The sequence below is a fragment of the Pseudomonas sp. GD04158 genome, from assembly GCF_029834875.1.
Classification (GTDB): Bacteria; Pseudomonadota; Gammaproteobacteria; order Pseudomonadales; family Pseudomonadaceae; genus Aquipseudomonas; species Aquipseudomonas hydrolytica.
In genome coordinates, this window is sequence record NZ_JAODYT010000005.1 from 124723 (window position 1) to 145304 (window position 20582).

The 20582-nt window shown below is 64.8% G+C and carries 16 protein-coding genes; 10 read left to right on the forward strand and 6 right to left on the reverse strand.

All coding sequences use genetic code 11. From position 1 onward, the window contains the following. The first annotated feature begins 25 nt into the window (after positions 1-25). The 5 genes from N7333_RS03840 (at position 26) to N7333_RS03860 (ending at position 3555) form a co-directional block, all read left to right on the forward strand. A complete protein-coding gene (locus tag N7333_RS03840; RefSeq protein ID WP_279858502.1) occupies positions 26-1231 on the forward strand; it encodes a catalase family protein in 1206 nt (401 codons plus the stop codon). 182 nt (positions 1232-1413) lie between these two features. Next, complete coding sequence (locus tag N7333_RS03845; protein ID WP_003246940.1) at positions 1414-1683, forward strand: hypothetical protein; 270 nt, start codon at positions 1414-1416, stop codon at positions 1681-1683. A 117-nt stretch (positions 1684-1800) separates the two neighbouring features. Further along, positions 1801-2823, forward strand: coding sequence for a GlxA family transcriptional regulator (locus N7333_RS03850; RefSeq protein WP_129482755.1), 1023 nt, complete (start codon positions 1801-1803; stop codon positions 2821-2823). Further along, entirely contained in the window at positions 2816-3052 is a 237-nt protein-coding gene (locus N7333_RS03855) for a DUF1272 domain-containing protein (protein WP_096826437.1), read from the forward strand. Before N7333_RS03850 ends, N7333_RS03855 begins: the two co-directional genes overlap by 8 nt. Continuing rightward, the gene (locus tag N7333_RS03860) at positions 3046-3555 is read left to right on the forward strand and encodes an HPP family protein (RefSeq protein ID WP_129482756.1); all 510 of its coding nucleotides are present in this window, start codon (positions 3046-3048) and stop codon (positions 3553-3555) included. Before N7333_RS03855 ends, N7333_RS03860 begins: the two co-directional genes overlap by 7 nt. A 54-nt stretch (positions 3556-3609) precedes the next feature. Here the strand turns inward: N7333_RS03860 and nfuA are convergent, their stop codons facing one another. Both nfuA and N7333_RS03870 read right to left on the reverse strand, forming a co-directional pair. Further along, positions 3610-4194, reverse strand: coding sequence for a Fe-S biogenesis protein NfuA (gene nfuA, locus N7333_RS03865; protein WP_003246944.1), 585 nt, complete (start codon positions 4192-4194; stop codon positions 3610-3612). 127 nt (positions 4195-4321) lie between these two features. Continuing rightward, positions 4322-6598, reverse strand: coding sequence for a fatty acid cis/trans isomerase (locus N7333_RS03870; RefSeq protein WP_129482757.1), 2277 nt, complete (start codon positions 6596-6598; stop codon positions 4322-4324). Positions 6599-6750: 152 nt separating this feature from the next. Here N7333_RS03870 and metH point away from each other — a divergent pair, with 152 nt between their 5' ends. Together metH and osmE are read left to right on the forward strand one after the other, a co-directional pair. After that, a complete protein-coding gene (metH, locus tag N7333_RS03875) occupies positions 6751-10461 on the forward strand; it encodes a methionine synthase (RefSeq protein ID WP_129482758.1) in 3711 nt (1236 codons plus the stop codon). A 124-nt stretch (positions 10462-10585) separates the two neighbouring features. Beyond that, entirely contained in the window at positions 10586-10918 is a 333-nt protein-coding gene (osmE, locus tag N7333_RS03880) for an osmotically-inducible lipoprotein OsmE (protein ID WP_003246947.1), read from the forward strand. A gap of 250 nt (positions 10919-11168) precedes the next feature. Here the strand turns inward: osmE and N7333_RS03885 are convergent, their stop codons facing one another. Further along, positions 11169-11462 (reverse strand): DUF1883 domain-containing protein, encoded by a 294-nt coding sequence (locus N7333_RS03885; protein ID WP_003246948.1) that lies wholly within the window; start codon positions 11460-11462, stop codon positions 11169-11171. Positions 11463-11601: 139 nt separating this feature from the next. Between N7333_RS03885 and N7333_RS03890 the strand changes: the two genes are divergently transcribed. From N7333_RS03890 to N7333_RS03900, 3 genes are all read left to right on the forward strand, one after another. After that, positions 11602-12627: a DUF5924 family protein gene (locus N7333_RS03890; protein WP_129482784.1), complete on the forward strand. Its 1026-nt coding sequence runs from the start codon at positions 11602-11604 to the stop codon at positions 12625-12627. Positions 12628-12642: 15 nt separating this feature from the next. Further along, positions 12643-13683: an RNA methyltransferase gene (locus N7333_RS03895; protein ID WP_129482759.1), complete on the forward strand. Its 1041-nt coding sequence runs from the start codon at positions 12643-12645 to the stop codon at positions 13681-13683. A gap of 138 nt (positions 13684-13821) precedes the next feature. After that, positions 13822-15705, forward strand: coding sequence for a methyl-accepting chemotaxis protein (locus N7333_RS03900; protein WP_129482760.1), 1884 nt, complete (start codon positions 13822-13824; stop codon positions 15703-15705). A gap of 37 nt (positions 15706-15742) precedes the next feature. Here the strand turns inward: N7333_RS03900 and N7333_RS03905 are convergent, their stop codons facing one another. The 3 genes from N7333_RS03905 to N7333_RS03915 all read right to left on the reverse strand — a co-directional run. Then, on the reverse strand, positions 15743-17149 hold the full coding sequence (locus N7333_RS03905; protein WP_129482761.1) for an FAD-binding oxidoreductase: 1407 nt from the start codon (positions 17147-17149) through the stop codon (positions 15743-15745). A gap of 43 nt (positions 17150-17192) precedes the next feature. Further along, positions 17193-18011, reverse strand: coding sequence for a nuclear transport factor 2 family protein (locus tag N7333_RS03910; RefSeq protein ID WP_129482762.1), 819 nt, complete (start codon positions 18009-18011; stop codon positions 17193-17195). A 54-nt stretch (positions 18012-18065) separates the two neighbouring features. Further along, on the reverse strand, positions 18066-20582 hold a 2517-nt coding region (locus N7333_RS03915), incomplete at its 5' end, for a DUF1631 family protein (protein WP_279858503.1).

Sequence of the window (20582 nt, forward strand, 5' to 3'; positions counted from 1 at the left end):
GCGTTCCGGAACAAGGATCACAAGCATGTTGAAACGTTTCTGGCTCTGGCTCGGTCGGCTGCTCGGCAAGCTGTTGCTCACTCTGATTGTGCTCGGCCTGATCGGCTGGGGCATCGGCGAAGGCTATTACGCCTGGAAGTTCTCCGGGCCGGTTTCCACGCAGGAAGAAATCGCAGCCGACGAGGCGGCGCTGACCCGCCTGATCATCGAGGACGCCGTGCGCATCGTCGAACAGCACCGTGACAACACCCGCGTGCTGCGTGACGCCCACGCCAAGGCGCACGGTTGTGTCAGGGCCGAAGTCCAGGTGCTGGACGATCTCGACGAGAGCCTGCGCCAGGGCGTGTTCGCCGAGCCGGGCCACACCTGGCAGGCCTGGATGCGCCTGTCCAACGGCAACGCCTATCCGCAGTTCGATCGCGCGCGCGATGCCCGAGGCATGGCCATCAAGCTTCTCGACGTGCCCGGCGAGAAACTGATGAAAAATCCGCTGCATGCCGGCGATCAGGATTTCGTGATGTTCAACAACACGGCGTTCTTCGTCCGCGACGTGGCCGAGTACCGCAGCAACTTCGCCGCCCAGGCCGACGGCAAGAAGGTACTGGCCTTCTTTCCCAGCTGGGACCCGCGCACCTGGGAAATACGCCATCTCTTCATCGCCCTGAAGACCCTGGCGCCGGCTCCCGAGACGCCGGTGGCCACCACCTACAACTCCATCGCCCCGTTCAAGCTCGGCTCATTGAACATCAAGTACCGCGTGGTGCCGGCACCGCAGAACTGCCCGCCCTATGAATTGCCCGAGCAGAACACCGACCTGCCCAACTTCCTGCGCAATGCGCTGTACCAGCAACTGTCCCTGGATCGTGCTCCGGCCTGCTTCGAACTGCAGGTACAAAAACAGAACGCGCAGTACTACATGCCCATCGAAGACACCAGCGTGGAGTGGAGCGAAAAGATTTCGCCCTTCGAAAGCGTGGCACGTATTACCGTCCCGGCTCAGGACTTCGATAGCCGTGAACAAAACCTGTTCTGCGACAATTTGTCCTTCAATCCCTGGCATGCACTCGCGGAACATCGACCGATCGGTGGAATTAACCGTCTGCGCAAATCGGTATATGAGGCGGTAAGTGCCTATCGCCACCAACGCAACGCCCATGTCGTCGCTCCAGCCCCCGCTGGCGTTGGGCTGGGGCCGGTGACCAGCAATAGGACAGCGGAACTTTCCGACTAGAAAGTTGTAATCGGCGAGACGCTGGAAGTTTTTTGCAAGGCACTTCGCAAGTGCATTAAAAGTTTTTTTCAATGGTGTGTGACTTATAGGTCGCCTGCGTTCATCAACAGCAATGAAAGGCCCTCTTGGTAAACCACGGGCCGCCACTAATTTGCTGGGATCAACTCGGAGAAACCGACCCCATGAACACACCGCTGCGTTTTAACGAAGCCCTGCTGATTGCCGATCGCGCCTTCCGCCCGTTCCAATGCGTAGCCTGGGCCCCGCAGGACGGCACCGGCGTCGTCAGCATCAGCGTCATCGACCGCACCAGCACTCGCCTGCTCGGCCGCACTCAACTGTCCAGCGCGACCTACAGCGACCCACAGCAACTCGCCGACGCCCTGCAGCGTTCGCGTGACGAGCTGCGCCGCAAGGGCTTCGATCTGGCGCCCTGGAGCATGCCCGAGTAATTCCCCACGGGGCGCCGTCCGGCGCCCGCTAAGTGCTTGGCAATATTTGTGGGCTTATTGTCCTTGTTGCCATGACCGCCTCGGCGCAGACTGCCTCCCATCCCCCTGGAGGCTCTTATGGATGCGCTCAGAACCATCGCCTGCCTGACCTACCCCGACGTCATGAGCCTGGACGTTACCGGGCCGCTGCAGGTATTCGCCTCGGCCAACGTCGAGCGCCAGCGCCAGGGTCTGCCGCCCTCCTACCAGATCTGCCTGCTAGGCGAAGCGCCCGGCCCGGTCAGCACCTCGGCAGGCATTCAGCTGGTTGCCGACAGCGCCTGGCGCAGCGCCGATGCCAGCCAGATCGACACGCTGCTGGTGCCAGGCGGGCCGGGCGTGGAGCGTCAGTGCCAGCATACGGCCCTGCTGAACTGGTTGCGGGACGTCGAGCCGCAGGTACGGCGGCTCGGCTCGGTGTGCTCCGGCGCGCTGATCTTGGCCGCCGCCGGGTTGCTCGATGGGCGCCGCGCCACCACTCACTGGGCCGATGTGCAGACCTTGCGCAATGGCTATTCGCAGGTCGAGGTCCTGGCTGACTGCCTGCATACCTACGACCCGCACGACCGCGACGGCAATGGGCACATCTTCACTTCGGCCGGCGTGACCGCGGGCATCGATCTGGCTCTGGCGATGATAGAAGCCGACCTGGGACGCGCGCTGGCCCTGGCAGTGGCTCGCCGCCTGGTGATGTTTCTGCGCCGCCCCGGCGGCCAGGCGCAGTTCAGCGCCCTGCTCAGCCCGGAGCCTAGCCGGGTGCCGCGGCTTGCCGCCTTGCTCGAATGGATTCCCGCACATCTCGGTGACGACCTGTCGCTCGAGGCGCTCGCCGCTCAGGCGCACATGACGCCACGCACGCTGTCGCGGGTGTTCGTTCAGGAACTGGGCATGGGGCCGGGCCGCTACGTCGAGCGGGTGCGCCTGGAGGCCGCGCGCAATCTGCTGCAGGACGCCCAGGCCTCGATCGCCACGGTGGCCCGCCTGACCGGTTTCGGCCACGCGGAGAACCTGCGCCGCAGCTTTCACAAACACCTGGCCATCAGCCCGCAGGACTACCTGCAGCGCTTCGGCCAGGCACGCCAGGAGAACCTGAATGCTTGAGCTACGCCCGAACTGCGAGTGCTGCGACCGAGACCTGCCGGCGAACAGCGCAGACGCGTTGATCTGCTCCTTCGAATGCACCTTCTGCCGCAGCTGCGCCGAGAACAAGCTGGCGTTGCGCTGCCCCAACTGCGGCGGCGAGCTACTGCGCAGGCCGATCCGCCCCGCGCAGATGCTCGCGCGCAACCCGGCTTCCAGCGTCCGCGTAGGGAGGGGTTCGCCATGCTGAATTTTCTTGGCAAGTTGCGCGGCGATGGTGCGGCGCTACCGCCTCTGCCCTCGCTGCGTCAGGTGCTGCTGGCCTGGCTGGGTGGCTTTCTTGCCATCGCCTGCATCGCCGCCAGTGGCGATGCGCTGTCGGCCAGCCTGCTGCTGGGCTCGTTCGGCGCGTCCTGCGTGCTGGTGTTCGGCTTTCCCGATCTGCCTTTCTCGCAGCCGCGCAACCTGGTGTTCGGGCATGTGCTCAGCAGCCTGGTCGGGCTGATCTGCCTGCATCTGCTCGGCCCCGGCATCTGGTCGCTGGCTCTGGCGGTAGGCAGCGCCATCGCACTGATGATGCTGACCCGCAGCGTGCACCCGCCGGCCGGCTCCAACCCGGTGATCATCTTTCTCGCTCAGCCGGGCTGGGGCTTCCTGCTCTTTCCAACCCTGGCTGGCGCACTGATCCTGCTGCTGGTGGCGCTGCTGTACAACAACGCCACGCGCAGTGGGCGCTACCCCAGGTACTGGTAGCCGGAAACGACAAGGGCGACCCACCGGGTCGCCCTTGTCGTCGTGCAGAGCACCTCAGTAGTAGGCGTTCTCGCGATTGCTGTGATCGGTCACGTCACGCACGCCCTTGAGCTCGGGAATGCGCTCGAGCAGGGTCTTCTCGATACCCTCCTTGAGCGTGTAATCGGCCTGTCCGCAACCCTGGCAGCCGCCGCCGAAACGCAGCACGGCAATACCTTCCTCGACCACATCGACCAGGCTGACCTGACCACCATGGCTGGCCAGACCGGGATTGATCTCGGTCTGCAGGTAGTAGTTGATGCGCTCGTTGAGCGGGCTGTCTTCGTTGACCATCGGCACCTTGGCGTTCGGCGCCTTGATGGTCAGCTGGCCGCCCATGCGGTCGGTGGCATAGTCGACGACGGCGTCTTCCAGAAAGGGTTCGCTGACGGCGTCGATCCAGGCGGTGAAGCTGGCCAGACCGACCGGGGTATCTTCGGGCTTTTGCTCACCCGGCTTGCAATAGGCGATGCAGGTTTCCGCGTAAGGCGTACCCGGCTGGGTGATGAATACACGAATGCCGATACCCGGGGTGTCCTGCTTGCTCAGCAGCTCGGCCAGGTAATCTTCGGCAGCTTGGGTAATGGTGATGGCGCTCATGGCAACTCCTCGCGAACATGCGCGCAGTGTACGCCAGTGCGGCGCACGGTTAAAGCCCAACTAATTTAGTAGGAATTGATCGCGACAATAGCGCAGGACAAACCTGTGGCGCGCTGCGCGCACGCCGTCAGAGGTTCTGGTAGCGATTCATATCCAGCACACCCGCCTCCACTGGCTGGGTTTCGCGGATGTGTTCGGCCAGGTCATGGAAATAGCGCCAGAACTGCGGGTGGCTGCGGCGAATGCCCCAACGCTCGACGATGCGCTCGAAAGCCGCTGCATCGGCAGCGCGCTCCATCTGCGCGACGAACTCGTCCATCTCGTTGGCCTTGAGGCTGAACAGGAAGTTCGGATAGCTGCTGAGCACCTCGGGGTAGATGGTCAGCGTATCCAGACGTGGCTGGTAGCGCAGCTCTTCACCCAGCATGAACGCCACATTGCTGTGCGCGCGATTGCGCAGCAGGCTGTAAACCTCGCGCGAGCCGTCGGCAAGCTCCACCCGCAGCAGCGTCGCCTCCGGCAACTGGCGGATCACCCGCAGGCCGCCAGCCGGACGACTGGCCAGGCGCGAAAGCGTCTGCTCCGCATCCCTCAGCTCGGGCGGCAAGCCATCGCGATGGCAATGGGCGCCAGTGCAGCGGTTGATCGGGTCCGGACGCGCGTTGAGGCTGGCGTAGCGCTGCAGCAGCTGCACGGCGAATTGCTGCTTGGGATTCTCGTCTTCCAGGGTGAGGCCGCTCGGGCTGCGATGATCGACCGAGGTGTAATCCAGCCACATCTTCAGCTTGCCGCTGTTCTGGTACCAGTCGTCCAGGTAGCCCTTGCGCGCCCCGGCCGGCAACAGGCGGAGGAAATTGACCTCGGCGCCGTTGCGGATCAGGTCGAAATACAGGCGGGTCTGCGCCTGATGCGAGACGTTGCCGAACACGTCGAAATTGACCACCAGTTGATAGTAGGTGCGCTCGAACAGCGGGTAGTCCATCCACCAGAGGGTCTGTGGAATCTCGCCGATCAGCCCTTTGCGCACCGAAGCGCTGTCGTGCTGGCGGAAGATCGACAGCAGCGCGTTGTCGTTACCGCTCCAGATATGCGCCCAGTCGGCCGGCGGCGCATTGGCGTAGGCCTCCTTGCGCAGATTTTCGTAGGCGTTGCGCTTGTTGCGGTAATCACGCCAGAGCCCCGGCAGATCGCCGATCTCATCGAATTGTCCCGGCATCGCCAGCAGCGGCGTGGCTTCGCTGCGATAGGCCGCATCGGTGACATACAGGTCATGCTCCGGCGCCTGGAACAGGGCCCAGAAGTTGTCGCGGATCACATCGGTGGCGATCTGCCCGCGGCACACCGGACCGCGAATGAAGGTGCGCACGAAATACTCGGCGTTATCCAGCATGAATTGATAACGCGCCCTTGGCGGAATCGCGGCGAAGGTCTCGAAGGGATTGGCGCGGCGCTGCGCCCCATAGCCCGGCACGGCCTCCAGCGGCCAGTCTTCGCCGAAGAACAGCTCCTGCACGCGCGCCAGCCCGGCATCGCTCAGTGGGTAGGTGATATGGGTCTTGTGCACGATGACGCCCTGGATCGGCCACAAGCGATAGTGGAACTCGGTACCCGGATCGTCGTTGGGGCGACGCGTGGCGATGGGATCGATGGGCTGGCCACTGGGCGTGCGCGAGCGCACCAGCTGGAAGAAATGCCCGGGTTCGCCGCCAGCGAAGTGCAGATGGGCGAGAAACAGATGCTCGTACAACCAGCGCGAAACCAGGTCCTGCCGCGCGCCAGGGGCATTGAGAAACGCCTCCCACCTGGCGATCTGCTCCAGCTCGGCGACCGAAGGCTGCAACTTCTGCTCGGCCACCGGCGCGCCCTGGGCCAGCCACCGCTGCAGCGTGGCGTACTCGTCATCGCTCAGGCCGGTGACCGCGAACGGCATGCCGCCGTGGGGATTCTTCTGCGCATAGGCGGCGAACTCACCCGGCAATGGGCAGCTGTTGCTGCGGGTGATGGCGATATCGAGGTTGCCGGGCAGCTTGGCGTTGGGTTCGAGCGGCTGGCTACGGCCCAGCTCCAGCATGCGTTTGATCAGCGCCGCCTGGCCATTCTCGCCAGCGAGCACCGAATGAAAGCCGCGCTGGCGCCAGGCCGCCTCTCCCTGTGCATCCAGATACAGCCGTGTGGTCGCCTGCGCCTTGCTGCGCGTGCCGTCGTACACCGGCTGCTTGCTGGCGCCGCGCAACATGCCCTCGCCGCTGCCCAGGTTGAGCTGGCAAGGTGCGTCATAGCACGCATGGCACGCTATGCACTTGTGGGTGAGGATGGGCTGGACGTCGTCGATGTAGGAGATCGCTTCGGCACGGGCCAGGCCTGCTGCGATGGAAAGAAAAAACAGGGCAGCAGGCTTGAGCATGGCCACATCCTTGATTGCGATGCTGGCAATTCTAACGAGACGGCGCGCCCAGCAACATGAATGAAATTCATGGAAACTGCCCAGGCGCTCCAGAACCCTGCAGCTTTGCTATCATCGCGCACCTTTGTTCCCGCTTTGCTCAGGTAGTTCTCATGTCCGATCGCAGCGCCCGCCTCCAAGCCCTCCAGCAAGCCCTGAAGGAGCGCATCCTGATCCTCGACGGCGGCATGGGCACCATGATCCAGAGCTACAAGCTGGAAGAGGCCGACTACCGCGGCGAGCGCTTTGCCGACTGGCCGAGCGACGTCAAGGGCAACAACGACTTGCTGCTGCTGACCCAGCCGCAGATCATCGCCGCCATCGAGAAGGCCTATCTGGATGCCGGCGCCGACATCCTGGAAACCAACACCTTCAACGCCACCCGCGTGTCGCAGGCCGACTACGACATGGAGGAACTGGTCTACGAGCTGAACCTGGCCGGCGCCCGCGTGGCCCGTGAAGTCTGTGATGCCAAGACGCTGGAAACCCCGGATCGCCCGCGCTTCGTCGCAGGCGTTCTAGGCCCGACCAGCCGCACCTGCTCGATCTCCCCGGACGTCAACGACCCAGGCTTTCGCAACGTCACCTTCGACGAACTGGTGGAGAACTACACCGAGGCCACCCGCGGCCTGATCGAGGGCGGCGCCGACCTGATCCTGATCGAAACCATCTTCGACACCCTCAACGCCAAGGCGGCGATCTTCGCCGTGCAGCAGGTGTTCGAGGAAGACGGCGTCGAGCTGCCGATCATGATCTCCGGCACCATTACCGACGCTTCCGGCCGCACCCTGTCCGGCCAGACCACCGAGGCGTTCTGGAACTCGGTACGCCACGCCAAGCCGATTTCCGTGGGTCTGAACTGCGCCCTCGGCGCCAAGGACTTGCGCCCGTACCTGGAAGAGCTGGCCAACAAGGCCGACACCCATGTGTCCGCACACCCCAACGCCGGCCTGCCCAACGCCTTCGGCGAGTACGACGAGTCGCCCGCCGAGATGGCGGCGGTAGTCGAAGAGTTCGCCGCTTCGGGTTTCCTCAACATCATCGGCGGTTGCTGCGGCACCACTCCGGCGCACATCCAGGCGATCGCCGAGGCGGTGGCCAAGTACCCGCCGCGCGTGATCCCGGACATTCCCAAGGCCTGTCGCCTGTCGGGCCTGGAGCCCTTCACCATCGACCGCAACTCGCTGTTCGTGAACGTCGGCGAGCGCACCAACATCACCGGCTCGGCCAAGTTCGCCCGTCTGATCCGCGAAGAGAACTACACCGAGGCTCTGGAAGTCGCCCTGCAGCAGGTGGAAGCCGGCGCCCAGGTGATCGATATCAACATGGACGAGGGCATGCTGGACTCCAAGGCCGCCATGGTCAGGTTCCTCAACCTGATCGCCGGCGAGCCGGACATCTCTCGCGTGCCGATCATGATCGACTCCTCCAAGTGGGAGGTGATCGAAGCGGGCCTGAAATGCATCCAGGGCAAGGGCATCGTTAACTCCATCTCCATGAAGGAAGGCGTCGAGCAGTTCAAGCATCACGCCCGCCTGTGCAAGCGCTATGGCGCCGCCGTGGTGGTGATGGCCTTCGACGAGGTCGGCCAGGCCGACACCGCCGCGCGCAAGAAGGAAATCTGCCAGCGCAGCTACGACATCCTGGTCAATGAAGTGGGCTTCCCGCCGGAAGACATCATCTTCGACCCGAATATCTTCGCCGTGGCCACCGGCATCGAGGAGCACAACAACTACGCGGTGGACTTCATCGAAGCCTGCGCCTATATCCGTGAGCATCTACCATTCGCCCTATCGAGTGGCGGCGTGTCCAACGTGTCGTTCTCCTTCCGCGGCAACAACCCGGTGCGCGAAGCGATCCACTCGGTGTTCCTCTACTACGCGATCCAGAACGGCCTGACCATGGGCATCGTCAACGCCGGCCAGCTGGAGATCTACGACGAGATTCCCAAGGAGCTGCGCGACGCGGTCGAGGACGTGGTGCTCAACCGCAATGACGGCGCCACCGAGGCGCTGCTGGCCATCGCCGACAAGTACAAGGGCGACGGCGCCGCCAAGGAAGTCGAGAACGAGGAATGGCGCTCGCTGCCGGTGGACAAGCGCCTGGAACACGCGCTGGTCAAGGGCATCACCGCCTTCATCGTCGAAGACACCGAAGAGTGCCGTCAGCAGTGCGCGCGCCCGATCGAGGTGATCGAAGGCCCGCTGATGGCCGGCATGAACGTGGTCGGCGACCTGTTCGGCTCGGGCAAGATGTTCCTGCCCCAGGTGGTCAAGTCCGCCCGGGTGATGAAGCAGGCCGTGGCGCACCTGATCCCCTTCATCGAAGCCGAGAAAGGCGACAAGCCGGAGGCCAAGGGCAAGATCCTCATGGCCACGGTCAAGGGCGACGTGCACGACATCGGCAAGAATATCGTCGGCGTGGTTCTTGGGTGTAATGGCTACGATATCGTCGACCTGGGCGTGATGGTGCCGGCGGAGAAGATCTTGCAGACCGCCCGCGACGAGAAATGCGACATCATCGGCCTGTCCGGGCTGATCACCCCCTCGCTGGACGAGATGGTCCACGTGGCCAAGGAAATGCAGCGCCAGGGCTTCACCCTGCCGCTGATGATCGGCGGCGCCACCACCTCCAAGGCGCACACGGCGGTGAAGATCGACCCGCAGTACAGCAACGACGCCGTGGTCTACGTCACCGACGCCTCACGCGCCGTGGGCGTGGCCACCCAGCTGCTGTCCAAGGAGCTGAAGGCCGACTTCGTGCAGAAGACCCGCGAGGAGTACGTGGTGGTGCGCGAGCGCACCTCGGCACGCGCCTCGCGCACCGAGCGCCTGGGCTATGCCGATGCCATCGCCAACAAGCCGGCCTTCGACTGGAACGGCTACATCGCGCCCAAACCGAGCTTTACCGGCGCCCAGGTGCTGGACGACATCGACCTGGCGACCCTGGCCGAATACATCGACTGGACGCCCTTCTTCATCTCCTGGGACCTGGCCGGTAAGTACCCGCGCATCCTCACCGACGAGATCGTCGGCGAAGCGGCCACCAGCCTGTTCAACGACGCCCAGGCGATGCTGAAGAAGCTGATCGACGAGAAGCTGATCAAGGCCCGTGCCGTTTTCGGCTTCTGGCCGGCCAACCAGGTCGCTCATGACGACATCGAAGTCTACGGCGACGACGGCAAGCCCCTGGCCAAGCTGCACCACCTGCGCCAGCAAACCATCAAGCCCGACGGCAAGCCGAACCTGTCGCTGGCCGATTTCGTCGCGCCCAAGGAAAGTGGTGTGACCGACTACGTGGGCGGCTTCATCACCACCGCCGGCATCGGCGCCGAGGAACTGGCCAAGGCCTATGAGGCCAAGGGCGACGATTACAACTCGATCATGGTCAAGGCCCTGGCCGACCGCCTGGCCGAGGCCTGCGCCGAGTGGCTGCACGAGCGGGTGCGCAAGGAGTACTGGGGCTACGCAGCGGACGAGCAACTGGACAACGAGGCGCTGATCCGCGAGCAGTACAAGGGCATCCGCCCTGCCCCTGGCTACCCGGCCTGCCCGGATCACACCGAGAAGGCCACGCTGTTCAAGCTGCTCGACCCCGAGGCCGACTACAACAAGGCCGGCCGCAGCGGTGTGTTCCTCACCGAGCACTACGCCATGTTCCCGGCCGCCGCCGTATCCGGCTGGTACTTCGCTCACCCCGAGGCGCAGTACTTCGCCGTGGGCAAGGTCGACAAGGATCAGATCGAGCAGTACAGCAAGCGCAAGGGTCAGGACATCGCCGTCAGCGAACGCTGGCTGGCGCCGAACCTCGGCTACGACGATTAAGCACTGCGGCCCCGGCTTGTCTATTCAGACAGGCCGGGGCGGCCGCAAAAAAACCGAACTCCGCCGACAGCGCCGCGCTCCAAGCCATATCGAGCCAATCCGGCTCATGCGACGGAGCGACGACATGTACAAGCACAGCCTTGCCGTACTGGCCGTGGCGGCCACGCTCGCAGGTTGCTCGACCATCGAGAACCCTGTGGACTACGTGACCTTCCGCGACGAACCACTGGTCAAGCAGGTCGATCACGGCATGACCCAGGAACAGGTACGCACCCTTGGCGGCCCGCCCTCCTCACAGGTCGAGCACAGTCTCAGCGGCAGCACCTGCAACAACTACGTGCTCAATGTCGACGGGCACGAACAGCCCTACTACGTGAATTTCGACGTCAACGGCCGTGTCGACAGCAAGGGCTTCATGACCTGCGCGCAGTATCACGAAAACAGACGCCGCCTCTGAACGAACCTTGCCCTGCTGCCGTTGGCAGCGGGGCAAGGCCTGACTGCGCGTGCGCTTAGAAAATCAGCTTGAACAGACCGATCACCACGATCAGGCCGATAATGAAGATGATGCCAACGGTGCCGCCGAGAAATTTCAACATACTGATGCTCCCTCTTTAATTTCGGATTCATCAGTTGTGACCCTGCCTCGGCGGCCAGGGTTTAGCATTTTTCTCTCGCGTCTTGCCCGCGGGTGCGAAGAGCGAGGATCAGGCCCCCGGTCGACGCACGATCTTGATGCTGTATTCCATCTGCGGCTTGCGCGTCATGCTCACGGCTCGACGGGTCACGGTATCCAGGGTGATGTTCCAGAAGCCGCTGGAGGGCACGCGGATCTTCGCCGGAAACTTGATGAAGGCGCCGCCGTGGTAACTATGCCGGCCGCGGTTCCTGAACGCACGGAAGTTGGCATCGTTCATCAGGCGGATGTTGCAGGGCTGCGAACACTGGATAACCACCAGATCGCCCTCTTCCAGATGCTCGCGTTGATGGATGAATTTCATCGTTTTCGGACTCGGCGGTGAAACGGGGGCGCCATACTGCCGCAAGCCGTTCGCCATCGCCAGTTCGGCTGACGACTCGCTTGCGCGCGACCTTGCCGCTGCCTAGGATGCGCCCCCACCCTTGCCCCGTCCTGAACCGATGAACGCGCTGCTCGATCGCATTCCCGCCCTGCTTGCCTGGACACGCCGTTATCCCGGGTTGATCGCCCTGTTCGGCTTTTGCTCGGGCCTGGCCAGCTTTCTGCTGGTCGATCGTCAGGCGCATCTGGCCAAGGTGCTGGGGGTGGTGCTGCTGGTGAGCTGGCTCTGGCTGATGCTGGAAAACCTGCTGCGTGAGCGCATCGCCCGGCGTTTCGGCTTCGAACTGCCGCTGCCGCTACTGCGCTATGCAACGCAGATGATCCATCAGGAAAGCCTGTTCTTCGTCCTCCCGTTCTTCCTCATCACCACCACCTGGAACAGCGGACAGTTGCTGTTCAGCGGCCTGCTGGCCGCAGCGGCCCTGGTATCCATTACCGACCCGCTGTACTACCGCTGGCTGGCACCGCGCCGCTGGCTGCTGCTGGTGTTCCATAGCCTGGCGCTGTTCGCGGTGATGCTCACCGCCCTGCCGATCATCTTCCATCTCAGCACGCCGCAGAGCTACGGCATCGCCCTGACCCTGGCGACGCTGCTGGCACTGCCGAGCCTGCCCGGGCTGATCGGCGGCGCCGGCTGGCGACGCACGCTGGCCCTCGCACTGTTGCCGCTGGCCCTGGCCGGCGGCGGCTGGATGGCGCGGGTCTGGGTGCCACCGGCCACCCTGTGGCTGGCCGACGTCGCCATCAGCGACCGTTTCGACGGCCAATTGCGCACGCCGGGAGAGCCGCTCACCACCGTCACCCTGGCGCAGCTGCAAGATGACGGGCTGTACGCCTATACCGCGATCAATGCCCCGCGCGGTCTGAACGAGCGCATCTATCACCTCTGGCAGCACAACGGGCGCGAAGTCGACCGCATCGCCCTGGACATTCACGGCGGGCGCAAGGAAGGCTACCGCGCCTGGACCCACAAGCTGAATTTCCCCCACGACCCGCAGGGCCGCTGGCAGGTGCGAGTGGTCACAGAGGCCGGGCAGATGATCGGCGTGCTGCGCTTCGACGTGGTCGACGCCGCGGCCAAGTGATAGCATCCGCGCCCCATGCAGCTCGCCGACCTCACTCAACGCCTCGCCGCCCTTGGCGCCAAACCCCAGCATATCGGGCGGATCACGCGCGCCTGGTTGCAGGGCAAACCCCTGGACACCGGCACCAAGCACCAGAAGACCGAGAACTTCCTGCCGCTCTCCGTGCGCCAGGGGTTGCCGGCAATTGCTGCGGAACTGGACGCGCTGGTCCGGCTGCGCTCCGAGCATCCGGGGGCCGATGGTTCGGCGCGCCTGCTGGTGGAGCTGGCCGACAAGCAGATGGTGGAAAGCGTGCTGCTGCCGCGCGACGGCCTGTGCATCTCCAGCCAGGTCGGTTGCGCCGTGGGTTGCGTGTTCTGCATGACCGGCAAAAGCGGCCTGCTGCGCCAGCTCAGCAGCGCCGAGATGGTGGCCCAGGTCGCGCTGGGCCGGCGCTTTCGCCCGGTGAAGAAGGTGGTGTTCATGGGCATGGGCGAGCCGGCGCACAACCTCGACAACGTGCTCGAGGCCATCGACCTGCTCGGTACCGAGGGCGGCATCGGCCACAAGAACCTGGTGTTCTCCACGGTGGGCGATCCTCGGGTATTCGAGCGCCTGCCGCAGCAGCGCGTGCGCCCTGCCCTGGCCCTGTCGCTGCATACCACCGATGCCGAGCTGCGTCAGCGCCTGCTGCCCAAGGCGCCTCGCATCGATCCCGAACAGCTGATGGAACTGGGCGAGGCCTACGCGCGCAGCATCGACTACCCCATCCAGTACCAGTGGACGCTGCTCAAGGGCATCAACGACAGCCAGCAAGAGATGGACAACATCCTGCGTCTGTTCAAGGGCAAGTTCGCCGTGCTCAACCTGATCCCCTACAACAGCCTGGACGCCGACGACTACCAGCGTCCGGACGGCGAACGCATCGTGCAGATGGTGCGCTACCTGCACAGCCGTGGTGTGCTGACCAAGGTGCGCAACAGCGCCGGTCAGGATATCGACGGGGGCTGCGGGCAGCTACGGGCGCGTGCCGTGGACCTGGTAAACACCAGCCGACTGCGTCTTTCTCGCCGCTGAGCCCTCAAGAACGAGGCTTGCAAGCCGATAAGAGATGGGAATAGCCTCAGCAAGGCAATATGCCATCACCGTACTAAGCTGATAGTACCTGTCCTGCATGGATGCAGCCCCGTCGTTTCGGCGCTCCAGGAGCCATCCATGAAAATCGCTCACAAGGTCGGCATCGCAGCCGCTACCGTTCTCTTTCTCACCACCAGCCTGCTGTCGCTGCTGCAGGTCAGCCAGGTGCGCGACACCCTGCGCGGCCAGGTGGAAGCCAGCATTTCCGAATCGAGCAACGCGCTGGCCAGGCAGATCGAGAACTGGCTCAACGCCAAGCTGCGCCTGATCGATCTGATGGCGCAGACCATCGACAGCAACTACAGCCCGCAGGAGATCCAGCGGGTGTTCGATGCGCCGCTGCTGAAAAACGAATTCATCCTGGTATTCGGAGCACTGGAAGCGGACGGCAAGCCGATCAAGAACAGTGACGACTGGAAGCCCAGCCCTGACTGGGACGGCCGCAAGCGCCCCTGGTACGCCACCGGCAAGAGCGGCAGCCAGGCCATGCTGACGGAACCCTATGTGGACTCCACCACCAATGAGATTCTCATCTCCGCCGTGGCCCGAATCAGCGATGCGGGCCAGTTTCTCGGCGCCTTCGGCGGCGATATCCGCCTGCAGTCGGTGGCCGACGCGGTCAACACCCTGGATTTCAACGGCGCCGGCTATGCCTTCCTGCTGAGCCGGTCGGGCAACATCATTTCCCACCCCAACGCCGACTACAACGGCAAGTCCTACAGCGAACTGTTCGACGGCCAGAGCCCGGCATTGGGTAAGGAGCTGCGCGAAGTGCAAGCCGGCGGCAAGAGCCTGCTGCTGTCCTTCACCCCGCTGCCCAACCTGCGCGGCATGGACTGGTACATCGGCGTGGTGCTGGACGAAAGCGTGGTCATGGCCGAAGCCAATCGCCTGACCTGGCTGGCAGTGATCGGTACCGTGATCGGCGTCGCCATCAGCCTGGTGGTGCTCGGCGTGCTGATGAACAGCCTGCTCAAACCGCTGGGCCTGCTCAGCACCTCGCTGCGCGAGATCAACAGCGGCGAAGGCGACCTGACGCGCCGCCTGGCCATCACCAGCAACGACGAGATCGGCGAGCTGTCGCAGGAGTTCAACCGTTTCCTGCAGACCTTGCAGACCCTGATCGGCGACGTGATGGGCAGCTCGCAGCAGGTGCGCGAGAGCACCGCCCTCACCTCCCACGAATCCGAGCAGGCCGCTCGCCGGCTGCAGGAACAGCTGCAGGAGCTGGACCAGCTGGCCACCGCGATGCAGGAGATGGCGTCCACCGCCGAAGAGGTGGCGCGCAACGCCCAGGCCGCAGCCCAGGCGGCCGTGGCCGCCAACGAAGAAACCGAAAACGGCGTTCGCGTGGTGTCGCAGTCCAGCTCGGCCATTCGCCATCTGGCCGACGAGATGGACGAAACCAGCCATGCGATCAACGAGCTGGCCAAGCTCAGCCACAACATCGAGTCGATCCTCCAGGTGATCACCAGCATCGCCGAGCAGACCAATCTGCTGGCGCTGAACGCGGCCATCGAAGCAGCGCGCGCAGGCGAGTCCGGCCGCGGCTTCGCCGTGGTCGCCGACGAGGTGCGCTCGCTGGCCTCGCGCACGCAGCAGGCCACCCAGGAAATCCGCCAGATGATCGACCAGCTGCAAGGCGGCGTGCGTCAGGCCGAGAGCCGCATGCAGCAGAGCCGCGATACCGCCAGCAAGACCGCCGAGGAAGCCGGCGCGGCCAACGACATGCTCGGGCGCATTCGCGAGGCGATCACCCGCATCAACGACATGAACCTGCAGATCGCCACCGCCGCCGAGGAGCAGAGCGCTACCACCGAGGAAATCAACCGCAACACCACCAACATTCGCGACATCAGCCATGAACTGGCCGGCGGCGCCGAACAGCAGGTACGCCAATGCGCCTCGATGGTGGAACAGGTGGGCCAGCAGGACCGTCTGCTCGGCCGCTTCAAGGTCTGAAGCAACAGCGCAGGGCGACAGCCAGGCTGTCGCCGCCTCATTTCATCAGGCTTTCCATGCGCCCGGCCAGCGCCTGCGCCAGACGCCGACGCCAGGCCGGGCTGCGCGGGTCGGCCAGCACCCTGTCCTCATGCACGAAGCTGCGGATGATGGCGTTGTAGCCCAGCCAGCGGCAGGGTTCCGGCTCCCAGCGGCGCAGGCTGGCAACCGGGCTGTCGGGATGTACCCAGGGCTGGCGCAACAGCAGGCTGTCGCGGCCGAGGATGAGATCGGCCAGGGTCCGCCCGCCAAGGTTGCTGGCGCCCACGCCCTCGCCACCGTAGCCGCCGGCCAGGGCGATGCGGTTGCGCGTATCGCGCAGCATGTGCGGCTGGAAGCCCCGCGCCATGCCCAGATTGCCGCCCCAGGAATGGGTGAAGCGCACGTTGCGCAGTTGCGGGAAGAGCTCGGCCATCAGGTAACGGCGCAGGCCGAGCTCGTCCTCGGTCAGGTTGAAATCGCTGCGCAGGCGCCCGCCAAAACGGTAGCCACCGCGAGCACCGAAGATCAGGCGATCATCGCGGCTGCGCTGACCGTAGGTAACCTGCCGGCTGAACTCGCTGAAGGCCTGGCCACGCTCCAGGCCGATACCGGCCCAGACATCCGCCGGCAGCTGCTCGGTGGCGACGATCAGACTCTGTACTGGCAACTGGTGATTGCCCAAGGGCGCCAGAGTAGCGGCGTAGCCTTCGATGGCCGGCACCACCCAGTCTGCCGTGACGCGGCCGTGCGCAGTGCGCACCTGGCCCGGCTGCCAGTCGATCACCGGGCTGCGCTCGTGCAGCTCGACGCCCAGCCCTTCGACACAGCGCGCCAAGCCACGGGCCAGCCTGGCCGGCTGGATGGTCGCGCAGTGCGGGCTGTAGAGCGCGCCGTAGGCATTGGCCACGCGCAACTGCTCGGCCAGTTCGTTCGGCGCCAGCCATCGGTAATCGTCTTCGCTCAAGCCGAGCGCACGCAGCTCCCCGAGGTATTCACGCAGTCGAGCTTCCTGCTCGGGATAGCGGGCCGCGCAGTAAAGCACCCCACCCTTTTGCAGTTCGCAATCGATGCCTTCGCGGCTCGCCACTGCGGCCACTTCGTCAGGGATGCCATGCAGCAGCTCGAAAGCGGCCTTGCGCTCGGCAGTCGGCAAGCCCGCCAGCAGACGATCCTCACCCAGCAGATTACCCATCAGCCAGCCGCCATTGCGCCCGGAGGCGCCGAAACCGGCAGTCTCCGCCTCCAGTATCACCACCTGTAGCTGCGGCGCCTGACGCTTGAGGTAGTAGGCCGTCCACAGTCCGGTATAACCGGCGCCGACAACCACCACATCCGCCTGCAGGTCGCCCTGCAAACTGGCGCGCGGCTGCAGCGGCTCCTCGAGCTGATCCATCCACAGGCTGATGTTGCGCCAGGGGTTCATCCGTACCTCCGTCATATCCATGGCGCAAGGCTAGCGCCAGCGCTCAGCGGCCGTCTTGCGTGCGCGCCCGCAAGGAAAGCTGCTTGAGATAGGCCTTGGGAGAAAGCCCGGTATGACGCCGAAAGCAGCTGTAGAACGCCGATAGCGAGTTGAAGCCGGCAGCGAATGCCAGCTCGTCGATACGCACCGGGTCGCTGTCAGCCTCGAGCCCCGCCAGCAGGTACTGCAGGCGCACGCGATTGACGTAACGGTAAAAGCTTTCACCGAGCACCTGATTGAGCAGGTGGGAAACCTGGTTGCGGCTGTAGCCGGTGGCCGTCGCCACCTGCTGCAGGTTCAGCTCGGGGTCGAGAAAGGGCTGGCTGCGCTGGAAATAGTCCTGCAGGTCCTGCGCCATCTGCCCGAGCTGGCGGCTCGACAGCCCCAGGCGACTGATCGCCGGCCGCGCACCGGGCGCACCGAGCGGCTGCCGTTCGCGCATCAGGGTGGCGTACTCGTTGACGCGCCAGATCAACCCGTCGCGTACGGTGATGGCCTCGCCGGTGCAGAACGACACCAGCCCCTCGCTGCCTTGCACACGGGTGCGGTACTGGATGAATGCGGTGTGACCGTCGATGCGGATGCGGTCGAAGTGCTCCAGCGACTCGCCGGGATGGCGCGGCAGGTTGCCGGCGACGTAGGCGCGCAGCTCGGCCAGCTGCATGCTGCGCTGCTGGTAGAAATCGTTGTACTCCACCTGCGGGTGATACAGCGCCAGCACGGCCTCCAGATCGCGCTGCTTCCAGCTCAGGTGATAGCGCAGGATGATCTGGCGGGTGCGCTCGGTCTGCGCGGTATCGTCGGGAAAGTCGTCGTCGAACATGGTGGGCATCGTTCCGGGGGCGCGGCGCAGCTTGCCCGATTCACCCTGCGCGGGTCAAAGCGCCGCCACGCCAAGCCAGTCCTCCAGGCTCACGGGCTTCTGCACGCCATATCCCTGCACGTAATCCACCCCCATTTCCAGCAGACGCGCGCGGATGGCAGGCGTTTCAACGTATTCGGCGATGGTCTGCCGCCCCAGGGCGTGGGCGATCTCGTTGATCGAGCGAACCATGGCCAGATCGCTGGAGGAGCGCTCGATCTCCCTGACGAAGCTGCCGTCGATCTTCACGTAATCCACCGGCAGGCGCTTGAGGTAGTCGTAGCTGGAGAAGCCCACGCCGAAGTCATCGATCGAAAAACTGCAGCCAGCGCGCTGCAGGTGGCGCACCAGATCGGCGGTCTTGGCCAGGTTGGAGACCGCCGCCGTTTCGGTCAGCTCGAAGCAGATGCGCCGCGGGTCGACCCGGTAGCGCTCGAACAGGCTCTCGATGAACCCCAGCAGCTTGTCGTCGTTCAGGCTGCTGCCGGACAGATTGATCGACAGCGCACTGCAGCGGCCCCAGAGGTCAGGATGTCGATCGAGCACGGCGAAGATGTGGCGCAGCACCCAGCGATCGACCTTGTTCATGCGGTGATAGCGTTCCGCGGCCGCGATGAAGTCCTGCAGTTGCAATTCGTTCTGCATCACCAGCAGCAGCTCGTAGTGCGGCAGCTCGCTGGATTGTCCTGCCGTCGGCGCAATCTGCTGTACGCGCAGCGCCAGGTCCTCGCGCTCGACGATGTCGTCGACCCGCGCGGCAATGGCCAGCAGGCCGATGCGACTGTCGTCACTGGCCATGCTGAAGCAGTGCACGCGATTGCGCCCGGCTTCCTTGGCGGCGTTGCAGGCCGATTGCAGCTCGCAGAACAGATTGGCGACGTCATGCCGCTGCGCCGCCTCGACCACCCCGACGCTGAGCGTGATGCCATGCTTGCGCGTTTCCCAGACGAAGCCCTCGCTCTCCACTTCGCGGCGCACCTGCTCGGCCAGATCCGCTGCCTGGGCTTCGTTGCACCCGGGCAACACCGCCGCGAAATCCACTCCGCCGACCCGTGCCAGGCAGCTGGCCTGAGGCAACCAGCGCCGCAGCAGCTCGCTGACGCGACCGAGACAGGCGTCGCCGGCATGCGGCCCGGAGTGGGTATTGATCAGGGCGAACTGGTCGAGGTGCAGCATGAGGAAGGCGTGCCGACTGCGGCTGGCCAGGCTCTGCGCAAGCGCGGACTCGAAAGCGCGGCGGTTGTGCAGACCGGTCAGCTCGTCATGACTGCGGGCATGGGCGACCTCGCGATACAGGCGCCCTACTATGTCCTGCAGGGTTCTTTGCACCAGGCTGTCGGAATCGCGACTGCCCTCTTCTATCAGCAACTGTCCGCTGGCCAGCTCGGCGACCAGTGCCTGCTCGGTGAAACATCCACTCTCGCGGCCCTGACGGTCGACCAGCACGTAGTGATCCATCGCCGGGTTCTTCCACACCAGGCGATGCACCTGGCCGTTCGCATCCTGCAGGCGAGCCCCCTCATGGAGCTGCTCCAGGCGCTCGCCCCAGCGCTGCAGTTCGTCTGCCAGCACCGGCCGGGCCCCTGGCAGATGCTCTGGGATCGCCAGTTGCACGGGCGCCTCACCGAGCAGCTGTTGGCGCAACCTGGCCAACACCGGGCCGTACTGGAAGCTGCCGGCACCGAAGGCCTCCATGCGCCGTTTGAGCACCTGCAACTGATGCTCGACCTCCGCGGCATAGGCCTCGGGATCGCCGCGAAAAGGCTCCTTGGCCCGTTCGTTGAGGCGCGTACAGAGCATCCCGGTCAGGGACATGTCCAGGCGCCAGGTCAGGTTCTGTCGGCCCAGGCGGATCAGTTCATGCACCAGCAGGTCGCGCCAGCCGGCGTCCAACCACTCCAGCAACAATCTGGGCACGCTCTCCTCGCCATGCAGCTCCCGCAGCGCGTCGGCAAGCTCCCGCTGGGCCTGTTTGAGGGTGTCCTGGCCCTTGTGCAATTGCTTGACCCGCTCGGCATTCTGCCGATAGCTGCGCTGCTGCTGGTCGATCAGTTCGTCCAGCTCCGCGGCGTGCACGGCGAAGCTCCGGTTGTCACCGTCATAGCCGGCGATGATCTGCTCGATCACCTCGTGCACCCGGCCTTCCAGCGCGGGGTTGGCCGGTTCGCAGTGATCACCCAGGCGCAGCACACGATCCAGGGTGGCACGCACCGGGTGATTGCTGTCGGCCAGGGCGGCCGGCTCTTTCAGCATCGCCTGCAATACCGGTAGCAGCAGGCGCTCGATGCCTGGCTTGAGCGCCGGCGCCAGGCCGTCATCTTGTGTCAGATGCTGGAACACCTCGCTCACCAGCTGGGTGTCCTCCTGCTGGCGCAGGCTGAGGGCACAGTCCTGTTGCCGAAATTGCTCGAGCAGTGCCTGCGCCGTCCAGCCACCGCTCGGCACCGGCTGGCTGCGCAAGCGACCGAGCAGTGCCGCGGGGATCTCGCCATGCGTCTGGGCCGCCTGGACGGGCGGCGACGCTGCAGGCTG